This window comes from Microcoleus sp. CAWBG58, from assembly GCF_020883045.1.
Taxonomy (GTDB): domain Bacteria; phylum Cyanobacteriota; class Cyanobacteriia; order Cyanobacteriales; family Microcoleaceae; genus Microcoleus.
Genome location: NZ_JAHRFA010000015.1, coordinates 53,331 through 67,732 on the forward strand (window position 1 = coordinate 53,331; position 14,402 = coordinate 67,732).

At 44.5% G+C, this 14,402-nt stretch carries 7 protein-coding genes; 4 read left to right on the top strand and 3 right to left on the bottom strand.

What is annotated here, in order from left to right; translation table 11 throughout:
- The first annotated feature begins 85 nt into the window (after nucleotides 1-85).
- Together QZ918_RS09210 and QZ918_RS09215 are read left to right on the top strand one after the other, a co-directional pair.
- Complete coding sequence (locus QZ918_RS09210) at nucleotides 86-6,352, top strand: hybrid sensor histidine kinase/response regulator (protein ID WP_293333814.1); 6,267 nt, start codon at nucleotides 86-88, stop codon at nucleotides 6,350-6,352.
- 4 nt (nucleotides 6,353-6,356) lie between these two features.
- Complete coding sequence (locus QZ918_RS09215) at nucleotides 6,357-7,856, top strand: hybrid sensor histidine kinase/response regulator (protein ID WP_293333817.1); 1,500 nt, start codon at nucleotides 6,357-6,359, stop codon at nucleotides 7,854-7,856.
- A gap of 50 nt (nucleotides 7,857-7,906) precedes the next feature.
- Here the strand turns inward: QZ918_RS09215 and QZ918_RS09220 are convergent, their stop codons facing one another.
- Nucleotides 7,907-8,332, bottom strand: a complete 426-nt coding sequence (locus tag QZ918_RS09220) for a DUF6335 family protein (protein WP_293333820.1) — start codon at nucleotides 8,330-8,332, stop codon at nucleotides 7,907-7,909.
- A gap of 241 nt (nucleotides 8,333-8,573) precedes the next feature.
- Complete coding sequence (locus tag QZ918_RS09225) at nucleotides 8,574-8,780, bottom strand: hypothetical protein (RefSeq protein ID WP_293143836.1); 207 nt, start codon at nucleotides 8,778-8,780, stop codon at nucleotides 8,574-8,576.
- A gap of 165 nt (nucleotides 8,781-8,945) precedes the next feature.
- Between QZ918_RS09225 and QZ918_RS09230 the strand changes: the two genes are divergently transcribed.
- On the top strand, nucleotides 8,946-9,356 hold the full coding sequence (locus QZ918_RS09230) for a peptide chain release factor 1 (protein WP_293178309.1): 411 nt from the start codon (nucleotides 8,946-8,948) through the stop codon (nucleotides 9,354-9,356).
- Between the two features lie 299 nt (nucleotides 9,357-9,655).
- Here QZ918_RS09230 and QZ918_RS09235 read toward each other — a convergent pair whose 3' ends face one another.
- On the bottom strand, nucleotides 9,656-11,167 hold the full coding sequence (locus QZ918_RS09235; protein WP_293333823.1) for a hydroxysqualene dehydroxylase: 1,512 nt from the start codon (nucleotides 11,165-11,167) through the stop codon (nucleotides 9,656-9,658).
- 671 nt (nucleotides 11,168-11,838) lie between these two features.
- On the opposite strand from QZ918_RS09235, the gene QZ918_RS09240 reads away from it, so the two are divergent.
- A complete protein-coding gene (locus QZ918_RS09240; protein ID WP_293333826.1) occupies nucleotides 11,839-14,061 on the top strand; it encodes a hypothetical protein in 2,223 nt (740 codons plus the stop codon).
- Nucleotides 14,062-14,402 lie beyond the last annotated feature (341 nt).

Genomic DNA, 14,402 nt, shown 5'->3' on the forward strand with positions numbered 1-14,402 from the left:
CCTCTAACACGGGCGATCGACTTCCGCCCACAGCACAACTCGGGTAAATTTGCAGTCAACCCTTTAAATTTAAATTGATTAAACTATGATTTTACTAACAGGCTATCAAATCACGGAACAAATTTATTCTGGTATCAATACTGCGATCTATCGGGGAATCTGGGAACAAGAAAACCTACTCGTCATAGTCAAAACCCTGAAAAGCGAGTATCCAACTCTCGAAGAGATTACTCGCTTGAGACACGAATATAAAATCCGAAAAAATCTAAGAAATATAGAAACTATTGTTAATTCATACCGCCTAGAAACGCATCAAAATAGTGTAGCACTCACATTAGAAGACTTTGGTGGCTTGGCTTTGTCAAAATTCCTAACTACTCAAAAAATTAAATTAAAACATTTTCTCGAAATAGCCGTGCAGCTAGCTCAAAGTTTGGGTGAAATTCATCAAAATCAAATAATTCACAAAGATATTAAACCGCACAATATCATTATCCATCCCGAAACCTATCAGGTCAAAATCACTGACTTCAGCATCTCCTCGCGCTTGGTTAGAGAAAACGCAAGTCCCAGCTATCCCAATTTGCTCGAAGGTACGTTAGCTTATATTTCGCCGGAACAAACTGGTAGAATGAATCGGGCGATCGACTATCGCAGCGATTTTTACTCGTTAGGTGTCACTTTTTACGAGATGCTGACGGGTGAATTGCCGTTTAGTGCGATCGACCCTTTAGAATTAGTTCACTGTCACATCGCTAGAATCGCCCCCACGCCCCGCAGTTTGAAGCCGGAAATTCCCGAAGCAATCTCTGCCATCGTGATGAAGCTGTTGGCGAAGACGGCGGAAGACAGGTATCAAAGCGCCGACGGGCTGAGGTTCGATCTCGAAACTTGTCTGGCGCAACTGCAAGCTGGCGGCAATATATCTGATTTTACTGCCGGAAATGCCGATCGGGCAGGTCAACTCCTCATCCCCCAAAAACTATACGGTAGAGAAGCCGAAGTCGCCGCTTTGCTAGCCGCTTTTGAGCGAGTTAGCGGTGTAGAACCCCCCCAACCCCCCCTTACCAAGGGGGGGCTTTCGGAGCGAATTCCCGTTGCTCAGGGGGGGCTTTTGGAGCGAATTCCCCTTGGTAATGGAGGGCTTTTGGAACCTTCCCAAAGCACCGGAGAACCCCCCCAACCCCCCCTTGGCAAGGGGGGGCTTTCGGAGCTTTCTGGGCTTTATTCACCCCCCTTAGCAAGGGGGGCCGGGGGGGTCGAATTAATCCTGGTTTCTGGTTACTCAGGTATCGGCAAATCCTGCTTAGTAAACGAAGTTCAAAAACCCATAGTTCGGCAGCGCGGCTATTTTATTTGCGGCAAATTTGACCAGTTTAAGCGCAACATTCCCTACGCTTCCGTGATTCAAGCATTCCAATCATTGATTCGGCAGTTGCTAACAGAAAGTAACGCATCTATCCAGACTTGGAAACAAAAACTGCTAGCCGCTATGGGAGTTAACGGGCAAGTTGTTGCAGACGTGATTCCCGAAGTCGAACTAATTATCGGGAAACAGCCGGAAGTCCCGGAATTGGGGCCGACAGAATCACAAAACCGATTTAATCGGGTGTTTAAACAATTCATTAGCGTGTTTACTGCAAAAGAACACCCGCTAGTAGTTTTTCTCGACGATTTGCAGTGGGCTGATTCGGCATCGCTGAAATTAATTGAACTGCTGGTGACAGATTCAGACAGCAAATATTTGTTGCTAATTGGAGCCTATCGAGATAACGAAGTCAGCCCTACTCATCCGTTGATTCAAACCATCGAAAATATCGAAAAAGCAGGGGCAGGAATACCCGAAAGAGTTAGCAATATTGTTCTCGCTCGTTTAGAGTTGAGTCATGTTCAACTCTTAATATCCGAAACTTTGAAAAGCGGAATTTCGGAAAACATTCAACTTTTCGCCGAGCTACTTTTCAACAAAACCCAAGGCAATCCCTTCTTTCTAACTCAGTTACTCAGAACTCTTTATCAAGAAAATCTGTTAGCTTACGATTTTCCATCCAGTACGTGGCAGTGGGATCTCGGACACATCCAAGCCATTGGCATTACTGACTGCAATGTCGTAGAGTTAATCGCTCGCAATATTCGGAAGTTGCCTGTCTCGGCGCAGTCAGCATTAAAATTAGCTGCTTGTATTGGCAACCAGTTTAATTTAGAAGTGCTGGCAATTGTCAGCGAAAAATCTCAGAAGGAAACAGCATTAAACATCTGGGATGCGCTTCAGGCAGGTTTGATTTTGCCGCTGAGCAACGATTACAAAATTCCGCTGGTTTTTGAAGGATTAGAAACAGGGCTGGCTGGGCTGCAAGATGTGAAGGTTGATTATAAGTTTTTGCACGACAGAGTGCAGCAAGCAGCTTATTCTTTGATTCCCGATAACGAGAAACAAGAGACTCACTTAAAAATAGGTCAATTGCTGCTACAAAATACCGTTCCAGAAGCACGGAAAGACAATATTTTTGCACTGGTAAATCAACTGAATTTCGGAATCGATTTACTGACTTCGGAACCGGAAAGATGCGAGTTAGCGGAACTCAATCTGATTGCCGGTCAAAAAGCTAAAGCTGCAATGGCTTATGAGTCGGCAGTAAAGTATTTGAATATCGGTTTGGGGCTGCTGGGAGAAAATAGCTGGCAGAGCCAGTACCAACTGACACTCAATCTGCATACAGAGGCGGCAGAAGCAGAGTATCTCAATACTAATTTTGAGGGTGCAGAAACCATGATTGATGCCATCTTGGAACAAGCTATAAATATACTAGATAGAGTAAAAGCATACGATTTAAAAATCCAGATGTATATAGCTAAAACCCAAGGACTAAAAGCTATAGACGCTGGGTTGCAAGCTTTGGAAATGATGGGAATTTCTCGCTCGCATATTTTGGAATGTGGGCGTCTGGAAGTACAACTGCCACAACTGGAAGAAGTAGATACTTTGCCACAAATGACAGACCCGGAACAACTGGCTGCTATGCGATTTCTAGTGTCTATTACTTCTGCGGCATTGATTAATAAGCCAGAAATTTTATTGCCGATTATCTTGACTCAAATCAATCTCTGCATGACACAAGGTTATTCACCACTTTCTGCTTCTTCATATACTTGGTACGGTATGGTTTTGTGTGGGGGAATGGCAGAGATCAAAAAAGGATATCATGCTGGGGAACTGTCTGTAGAACTCTTCAAGAAGTATGGTGTCAATTCAATTAAATGCCAAGTTTTTAATATGTTTAATGCTTTTGTTAAGCCTTGGAAAAAGCATCTGAGAGAAACTCTGGCTAGTTTGCAGGAAGGGTTTCAAAGTGGCCTGGAAGTTGGAGATTTGATTTATGCTGGATATTGCGCTTTGAATTATTGCACTTCTTTGATTTTCATAGGAGAAGAACTCGATGGTTTAGAACAGAAACAAGGGCACTATATTAATTTATTCACTCAATTTAAAAGCGAATATATTACCTCCAATTTCAGTATATGGAGACAGATGAATTTAAATTTACGGGGTTTATCGGCAGATAAGTATCGCTTGGTTGGGGCAAGCTTTGATGAAGAGATGATGCTCCCGCAGTGGCTGGTGGTTAAAAATGGTTGGTTGGTGTTTAATGTCTATTTGGCTAAATCGATGATTTTATATTTATTTAAAGACTTTAATAGTGCTATTAATAGCGCTGCTTTGGGTGCAAAATACCTGCAATCGGTGGGCGGGTGGATGCCTATTGCTGCTCACAATTTTTACTATTCGCTGGCTTTATTAGCTGTATATCCAACTGCGGATACTGAACAACAAGCACAGTATTTGGAACAGGTGGAAGCAAATCAGAAAAAAATGCAGGATTGGGCTTTTCACGCACCGATGAATTACCTGCACAAATATGAGTTGGTTGAGGCTGAGAAAGCGCGGGTGTTGGGAGACAAAGATAAAGCAATAGATTATTACGATCGCGCAATCCAACATTCCCGCGAACAGGGATACATTCAGGAAGAGGCTTTGGCGAATGAATTAGCTGCTGAGTTTTACCTGTTTGCGGGGCGCCAGAAGGTGGCTAAGGTTTACATGACGGATGCTTACTACGGTTACATCCGTTGGGGCGCGAATGCGAAAGTTGCAGATTTGGAGGAACGCTATCCGCAGTTGATTGTACGGATGCCGGAAAGTGATAGTCTCACAATTAGCGATCGCCCGACTGTGACTGCAACTTCTGCAACGGTTACTGAGACTCACAAAGCTTTGGATTTCGCTACTGTGATGAAAGCATCTCTGGCTATCTCCGGCGAAATTGTCCTCGATGCTTTGCTGGACAAATTGATGCGGATTTTGTTGGAAAATGCGGGGGCCCAAACTGGGTGTCTGATTGCACCCAAAAATGGTGAATTTGTCGTTGAAGCTGCGGGAGAGGTTGGCGGCGATGTGCAGGTACTCTCAGGCGCCGGCTTGGATTGTGCGTATCCTCGATCGCTAATCAATTTTGTCGATCGCACCCAGCAAGATATCGTCTTAAATGACGCCCGTAACGAGGTTATTTTCAACACTGACCCCTACATCGCCCAATACCAGCCCAAATCGGTGTTATGCGCGGCGATCGTCTATCAAGGCAAATTAACCGCGATCCTGTATTTGGAAAATAACTTGACAACGGGCGCTTTTACAGGCGATCGTTTGGAAGTTTTGAAGCTGCTTTCTTCCCAAGCTGCGATCGCCCTGGAAAATGCCCGCCTTTACACAAACTTAGAAACTGCCAACAAACAACTCGCAGAATACAACTTTACCCTAGAAACAAAAGTAAAAGAACGCACCCAAGAATTACACGAAAAAAACTCGCTACTTTCCGAAGAAATTAAAGAACGCCAAAAAGCCGAAGCCGTCGCCCGAGATGCCAGCCACGCCAAAAGCGAATTTTTAGCTAACATGAGCCACGAATTGCGAACACCCCTCAACGGCATTTTAGGTTACACCCAAATCTTTAAGCGCGACAAACATTTGACCTCGCAACAACAGAATGGAATTGGCGTTATTCACCGCTGTGGCGAACACTTGCTCGCTTTGATAGAGGATATTTTAGACCTTTCTAAAATCGAGGCTAGGAGAATGGAACTCGTGCCAACAGAGTTTGATTTTCCCGATTTTATTCAAGGCATTAACGCTATTTGTAGCATTCGGGCAAGTCAAAAAAACATAGCTTTTAATTGCGAATATCTTTCGTATCTCCCCAGTGCAATCTCGGCAGATGAAAAGAAGTTGCGCCAAATATTGATTAATTTAATTGGTAATGCTGTTAAGTTTACTGAAAGGGGTGGGGTAACATTTAAGGTTTCAGTAGTGGATTGTGCAACCGATGAAAATAGGACTGAAGTCCTCACTACGAAGGTGAGGATTCGGTTTCAGGTTGAAGATACAGGAATTGGGATCTCTGCTGATGAATTGCCAAAGATATTTACACCTTTTGAACAGGTAGGCAATACCCGCCGCCATACCGAAGGAACCGGATTGGGATTAGCAATCAGCCGGGAATTAGTCGAGATTATGGGCAGCGAATTACAAGTAGAAAGCACTTTAGGCAGAGGTAGCATTTTCTGGTTTGAGTTAGATTTGCTAGCAGTTGACAGCCCAGAAATCAATAAAAAATATTCCCAAAAACTTATCAAAGGTTTCAATGGTACTAACAAAAAAATTCTGGTGGTTGACGATCAGTGGGAAAATCGCTCGGTTTTAATTCACCTGCTAGAACCGTTGGGTTTTGAAATAATTGAGGCTACAGACGGTCAAGATTGTTTGAATAAAGCCCTGGAATTTCAACCGGATTGTATCTTGATTGATTTGGTAATGCCGGTGATGGACGGATTTGAAGCGATGCGGCAAATTCGCAAGTTGCCGCTCTTTAAAAATGTGGTTGCGATCGGCACTTCTGCTAGCATTATGGAATTGGAAAAGCAAGGAAGTTTAGCAGCAGGATGCAATGCTTTTCTCCCCAAGCCGATCCGGGCTGAGGAACTTTTAAATTGTTTGCAAGTTCATTTAGAGCTAGAATGGATTTATGAGAAGTTGCAGGACGAAAATTATGAATCTGAAGATTCCGACAACCAATCTAAAATTCCCGATGAAAAAATTATCCCTCCTCCGGCAGAGGAGATAGCTGTACTTTTTGAATTAGCAATGATGGGTGACTTAGGAGGAATTCAAAAACAAGCAGAACAATTGGCAAAGATAGATGCAAGATATGTCTCTTTTGCCAGCCATCTCAATCAATTAGCTAAAAATTTTGAAGAAGCAAAGATTTTAGAATTCGTAGAACAATATAGGAAGCATTGAAAGCATGAGCATCTTACCTTGGGAAGAGAGCGTTATCTTGATCGTCGATGATAACCAAAATAATTTGGCAGTGCTGTTTGATTTTTTGACGGAATCGGGGTTTAAAGTGTTGGTGGCACGGACGGGAGAGAGCGCTATCAAAAAAGCTGAATACTCGCTGCCAGATTTGATATTGCTGGACGTATTAATGCCGGGAATTGATGGGTTTGAAACTTGTCGGCTTTTGAAGGCTGGCGATTTGACAAAGGAGATTCCGGTGATTTTCATGACAGCGCTGGATGAGACGGAAGATAAGGTAAAAGGATTTAGTTTGGGGGCTGTTGATTACGTTACTAAGCCGATTCAAAATCAAGAAGTTTTAGCTCGGGCTAAAGCGCATTTGAGCATCCGCCAACTGACTCAAAAACTTCAGGAGCAAAATGCCCAGATGCAGCGTGAAATTGTCGATCGCAAACAAGCTCAAATTAACCTGGAACAACTGGCTGCCGAGTTGGAAAAACGGGTAGAGTCGCGCACTGTGGAACTTTCTGTAGCCAACGAGCGGCTACAGGAAGAGGTGAACCAGAGACAGCAAACACAGGAGAATTTACAGCAGTCCCTGCACAAGCTCCAGCACGCCCAGTCGTTGTTAATTCAGAGCGAAAAAATGTCGGCTTTGGGGCAAATGGTGGCGGGAATTGCTCACGAAATTAACAATCCGGTAAATTTTATCTGCGGCAATCTCAATTACGTTCGCGATTATACTGAAGATTTGCTCAAGGTACTCAATCTTTACCAGCAGCACTATCCCGAGCCCGCAGCGGAAATAACATCAACAGCAGAAGCGGTAGAGATTGAATTCATCAAGGATGATTTGCTGAAAATGCTAGACTCGATGCGGCTAGGTGGCGATCGCATTCGGGATATAATTCTATCTCTGCGGTATTTTTCGCGGCAAGAAGGGCGAGAAATGGAGCTGATTGATATTCATCAAGGTATTGACAGCACGCTGATGATTTTGCAAAATCGGCTGAAATTTAAGGCGAACCGTCCCGCGATTCAGGTGATTAAGGAGTACGATCCCAATTTAAAAAATGTAGAGTGCTGCGGCGGGGAGATCAATCAGGTATTTATGAATATTTTAGCTAATGCCATCGATGCGATAGAAGAATCATGCGCTGAAAAAACAATGGAAGAAATTAAAATAAATCCCTACCAGATTCGGATTTGTACGAAAGTCCACAACCCGAACACGGCAATTATTAAAATTGCTGACAGCGGGCCGGGAATCAGCGAGGATTTGTGCGATCGTATTTTTGACCCGTTTTTTACAACAAAGCCTGTGGGAAAAGGTACGGGAATTGGCCTGTCAATTAGCTGGCACATTGTCACAGAAAAGCACGGTGGCAGTTTGCGGTGTTGTTCGACACCAGGCCAAGGAACCGAATTTGCGATCGAGCTTCCAATCAGACAAAAAGTGCGAGAAATGGCGCTCTCAGGTTCCAAAACAGGAGGCGGCGGTTGAAACCGCTACTACACAAGCAAAGTCCCTCTCTAAGAGACTAAGAAATAAACCTATAAATCCGGTCGTTCCTCATAATCTTCCGCAGAATTCGGGTCTAATTCCCAGCGACTTTCATCTCGGTTGTCGAGCATATGTGCGGTGTGCAAAATAGCTCCATCGGGCATTTCTATTCCCGCAGCGGCGCCGAGTTCATCAACCATATCTTGGTCGGGAGTTGGAGCGCTTCCGCCTACCAATTTCTCACCAGTGGCGCTTTCTTGTTCCGCAGCAGCAATATCACCATCCCCACCACGAATCTGAGAATTGGTTGAAGTATATTCAGAACTGCTATCGTCCAGAGTTGTGATTCCGTCTTCGCTCAATCCCGGCTCAGTGATAACGCCGGTGCCGTAAGATTCGGTAATTTCTTGAGGCAAATCGCCAGAATTATTGCGTTCTTCTCTTGTTTTCTTAGATGGTTTCTTTGGTTGTGCCACGATACTTGCTCCTGAGTCTTTTTCACTCAATTCAATTAAATACTTCGTAATTTAACTATTGGCTTTACTTAGATTCTGGTTATCGATTGCCAATGGCTGTAATTAAGTGGCATAATAACTCCTATTTAAGCTTTGAGCTTCTATCCCAGGAAATATATTAATTTCGATCGGCTCTTTCATTAGGAATACAAAAAACATCGCCCTTTAAAAAGGGCGATGTTTTTTGTAAGGAGCGGTAATTCTATTCAGGAAAATCAGGGATTACCCATTTGGGAGGTTCCGTCCGTTTCCTTCTCACCGCTTCCTCTGCCATTTCTAGCATTTTGTCGAGAGAAGTATTTTCAATAAAGCTTGAAGTTGCTTCTGCGTATTCCCGCTTCGGGCACTTGTCGCCCAAAACGCAGCCGTTGACGCAAGCTACAGCACAATCGACAGTGTTCTCCACCATAACTCTTTTCCTTTCACGGTTCCAACAACTAGCAGGCAGACGCTCTGGGTGAATTTGTCAAGAGACTGCCTTCTATGTTCATTTTACTTGACAAACTCGCCTCAAATGTCGATCGCCAGCGCAAAACTGTTATAAAATCAAAGCAACCTACCAAATTTGCCGATTATGAGCAATTTTCTGCGCCGCTTAAAACTTTTCCCCTGGCGAGAAATGCTGCAAATTGCCGCCCTCGTCAACTCCATCGTGATTGGACTGGAACTATTTTTAGCCTGGGGTTTCACGCAATCGCGGGTAATCCGCAACATCCTGACACTTCTCTACGGCTCCTCCCTCGGAATATTGATACCTTTTGTTACAGCCGTGGGAATGGGAGCTTTAGCAGTGTACTTTTTGGAGTATTGGCAGCAGCAATTTTTGCTCAACCGGACTAATTTGTGGGTTTTAGTTTTGTGCGTAATCTTGGGTTTGGTATTAAAGTCATTCCTGCCCATACCTGCTTTTTTAGCAAGTTTATCGGAAGCTGCGCTAATAGGCATTACCGTGGGAGTTTTTTGGAAGGGCCGGCCTTATTGGTAATAGTCAGTTGACAGTTGACAGTTGACAGTTGACAGTTGTCATTGGGCATTGGGAATTGGGCATTGGGAATTGGGCATTGGGCATTGGTTATTGTAGGATGCGTATTTTTTGGGTTGAGTTGTACATTTGTGATTGTAGGGTGCGTCAGGGTTGAATGTCTTGAGTATGAATTAATGATTTTTGCCCTGACGCACCCTACGATTAGTTACTTCTTCCCTCTTCCTTCTTCCTTCTTCCCTCTTCCCTCTTCCCTCTTCCCTCTTCCCTCTTCCTTCTTCCTTCTTCCTTCTTCCCTCTAATTATGGCAGCCAAAAATCGGGAATAACAGCTTTAGTCAAACTGCGAGCAAACTGATTAATCTGTCTGCCGATTTGAATGTGTGGTTCGTCAGCCTCCACCGGAATAATTGTCGCTTTCTTGCCGATTCCGAAACGCGAAACTACCAAATTTGCAGCCTCCAAACCAGTAACATAAGCCTTTTCCTGCGACCAAGAACCGTGACGGGTCACAACCCAATCGCCGCTCATAAATACATTATCATAACTTGTGACCGCAGGCAACAAATACTGATAACTTCCCGGTGCAAAATGCGTCACCGCGCGCGATAAACGAATCGCGCTGCTGTCGATTACTTTAGCCTCCCGAAAAGCCGGAATACAAGTCGCCAAATCCCGCTGAACAAGAGCAACAATTTCCTCATCTTTCAGGGGAATTAATTGATTGGCATGATAAAAATCAGCTTCCACAACTGTTCCCGGTTCGGAGCGGAATTCGTCGTGCAAAGCATTCAAATCAAAAAACGTCCATCCCGTAGTCGAACTAAATCCAAAACAGGCATTTGAAGGCAGCGGAATATCAATTTTTCTGTCAAACCACAGGCGGACAGCTAACACGTCAACAGCGCCCAAATTCATCACGTCCCGAAACTCTTGGCGGCTTTGCAAAGCGGGGCTACTGCTGATAATTTTTTGCATTCCCGTGACGCCAACTGCAAAAATAACTGCATCTGCATCGAAGGTTTCGTCGCCGCATACAACTGCCTTGGCTTGATTGTTGCTGTCAACTATGACATCAGTAACTCGCCGTTTTGTCAATACTTTGGCGCCGATTTTTTCGAGGCGTTCTACCCACGGACGAAAGATTTTTTCTCCGACAGTGCCGCGACACCAAACTACATCAAAATCTGCTTGGTGTGCTAAAATGAAATAATACAACATTCCCAAAGCTGCGGCAGCAGAACATTGTTCTCCGGGCGCAAATAAACCTACTAATAACATCGGCTCAAAAGCATCGCGGTACAGCCTTGCAGATACGCCAAACTGTTTGAACAATTCGCGGGCTGTAACGCGATCGTACCGCTGCCAAGCTTCGTCGGAGTTGTCGAAATCTAGGACGGCGTAGAGTAATGGTAAGGCTGAAAGCCGATCGACTAATGGCAGTCTTTTAAATCGCGTGTACAGGAATGTTCCTAACGGCGTGGGAAGTCTGGGTTCGTCCTGAAAAATGGGCGATTCTACTTCTAATCCGGCGGGGGAATACTGACAAGAACGAGTCCAAGGCGTGAAGGGATCTAGTCCTAATTGCTTGACTAATGAAAAGATGTTTTTGTAAGGATACCAGAAGCCGTGAATGCCTGCTTCTACGGAACGCCCGCCTGCGGTTTTCCACCCCGCAACTAAGCCTCCTGGCTGATGCCCTGCTTCTAATAAAGTTACGTCATAGCCTTGTTGGGCTAGGTGATACGTGGCGCCTAAGCCGGCCCATCCGGCGCCGACTACAATTATTTTTCGGGTTGGCGATTCTGCTGACATTGTGTACCTCTTATTTTTTTATTTATGATGACATAATTGATAAAATAAAGCGAGATATAGCCTTTCTCAGAAATATGAGTTACTGATGGGAATTGGGCATTGGGAATTGGGCATTGGGCATTGGGCATTGGCGATGCCTCACTTTTTTGATAACCGCTATAACTTTGATAACCGCTCTAACAATCCTCCGATCGTTTGCATAATTGTTGTAGGGGTTCTTCAAGAACCAGGTTGTCCCGATAGATAAGGGGTAGGCACGGGGGCACTACCCCTACAAATCTTGATGAATCATTTAGGATTGCTATATAGCTTTGCTCATTTAGGTGAAATCTTTCTGGTAATGGGGAATTGGTCGCGCTTGAATAAGCTCATTTTATCAGCTATGTATAAACTCGAATACCTGAAGGTTAGACGAGGTTTTTGTACCAGAAATAATTTCTTGAAAACCTCTCCCTTTGAGGGAGAAATTAAAAGCAGACTATTCATTGCTTTAATCCTCTTACTTCTAGGTAGAGGTCGCTATCAAACTATCAACTAAGAGGGCAGGCACGGGGGCACTGCCCCTACAACTGTCAAATGTTTACGGCGATAGTTGTTATATTACAACGTTAAGGTGAGTTTTTCTAGCATTGAGATTCGAGTAAAATACACAAACATAACGGGTTGTCAATATGCAATTGATTAATTATTTGACTGCTGTTTTTGGGGTGATTTGGCAGAATAGCATTTTTCACTGGGCGGCGCTAATTTTGCTGTGCGCGGCTGTTTGGGGCGAGTACACTTCTGTGAAGCAGTACCAGCGTTATGTGGGCGCCAAAAGCCGATCGACTTTTGAGGCTGTCAACTATTTGAGCTCGAAGTTAGAAAAGGGTACCTCAGGGGCGATCGATCTACAGCAACCGGAAACAGCAACAGACTCTTGGAAACTTCTCCTAGACTGGTTTAGCGAACACTTGACGGGGGAAATAACCGCCGGTGGCGAGGCTTACAGGGCTCAGGTAAAATCCGGCCGCTTTCTATTATTTCAGTATCCGGCCATTTTAGTGCGATCGGCACCTCGGAGTCAGTGGCGGTTTGTGCCCAGCGTCTTAGTAGCCCTGGGGGTTTTAGGTACATTTTACGGCATTCAAACCGGATTGCAAGATGTTAACTTGGGTTCGCTGGAAGATACCAAACAATTGCTACCCTCGATTAGCACCTTGCTGGAGGGGATGAAAACAGCGTTTTCCACTTCTCTGATGGGTTTGGGTTCATCTAGCGTATTTACGATCGTGTTAGCTTGGGGCGATCGCGCGCGCGTTGCGAATCAATCCAATTTGCGCGCCAAATTAGATAAAATCGCGAAATTACAAACCCCCGAACAACTGTTTTCCCGTGCCAATTCCAGCGGTGGCGAGGTTGCGGAGGCGATCGCAAGCGCGATCGAGACAATGAAAACCGGATTTGGTCAAATCGTCGAGGCACAAAGCAATGTGAACTCCCAGGCGATCGGACAGCAAATCGGTTTAGCAATGACCCCAGTTTTCCAAGACATTCGTCAAGAATTATCCGCACTCCAACAAATTAAATCAGACCAAGGCGAACAGATATTAAACAATCTGCTTTCAGACCTGCGCGCCGAAGTAATTGAACCAGTAGTCGGGCGGTTAGATCAAAGTGCTCAGTTAACTCAAGAAGCATCCGAAGCTGTCAGAGAACTCAAGAACGAATTAGGCGGAATCTCATCTAGTTTAGCACAATCAATCCTGACAATTCAAACTTTCCAGCAAGATACATTAGTACAGTTGCAAGAATTTGCCAACAACTTGCAGCAAATTTTAGGACAGTTTCAAACCGACACCCACAGCGTTTTGCAAGAAATGGCCACCGAAATACGATCGGGAGTTGGAGAAAGCATTGAAGGGATGAAAGCGCAAAGAACAGCCTTTCAAGAAAGCGCCCAAGAAGCCGCCAACACCTTTAGAGGAATCCAAGATAACTTGCAAGCATCTCTCCACACTCAAGCCGAACAAGAAAGAGAAATGCTGCAAGGTGTCGAAACCCGGATGACAAATATTTTAAATGCCACCCACTCCGCCTTTCAAACTCAGTCTGACACTCTCAAAGTAGTAGGCGATGAAGCTTCTGGATTGATGGATAAAGCCCGAGAAAATCTGGTAGGTAGCTTGCAGAATGTTGACTCAATGCTCCAAAACACCCGCGTCACAGTCCAGGAAGAATTAGACAAATTCCGGGTAACGTATCAAGCCTCACTCCAGCAATTCTTTACCCAACAAAACAATTTATTAGAAGGAACATTAGGCAAACAGCAAAAAGGTTTAGCACAGGTTGTACTCGGCTTGCAGAAAGTTTTTCAAGAAGAATCAGAGAAACGCAAATTGATGTCGCAGCAAGTTGACCAAAGCATGAGCCAAATTTTGACAACAGCCGCAGAAGTCAGTCAGTTTGCTAATTCTGTAGGCTTGAATTCCAGCCAGCGTTTAGCACAGTTGCAGGAATTAGCAAAGATAACCGGACAAGAAGTGCTGCGGGTAGAAAGCGTTTATGAAAAAATGGCAAATCAGTTCAATACAGAAGGAGAAAGATTGCAAACTACCTATACAAATTTGGTGAATCAATTAAATGCAGCTTTGCAAGCGGAACAAGAACAAGTGCGGCGAGTTGAGGGTGCCTATCAAAACATGACAAATCAGTTCGATCGCGCGCTGGAGTTGGGCAACAATCAATTAGTTGGATATTTGGAAAGAACTACTTCATCGCAGCACAAGTTTTTTGAAGAAGCAGATACTTCAATGGCGAAAGTGTGCAGTGGGTTGCAAGAAAGTTCCGACGGTTTGATGCAGGTTGCTCATTATTTGGTAGCCGCTGCTGACAATTTGGGGACGAAGAAATAAGCTATCAACAGTGAGGTTTGTAGTGAGGACTTTAGTCCGCAAAAAGAAGGACTGAAGTCCTGACTACGAACCTCAGATTAAGGTTTGTAGTGAGGACTTTAGTCCGCAAGAAGAAGGACTGAAGTCCTCACTACAAACCAGGAAGTGAGGTTTGTAGTGAGGACTTTAGTCCGCAAGAAGAAGGACTGAAGTCCTCACTACAAACCAGGAAGTGAGGTTTGTAGTGAGGACTTTAGTCCGCAAGAAGAAGGACTGAAGTCCTCACTACAAACCAGGAAGTGAGGTTTGTAGTGAGGACTTTAGTCCGCAAGAAGAAGGACTGAAGTCCTGACTACGAACCT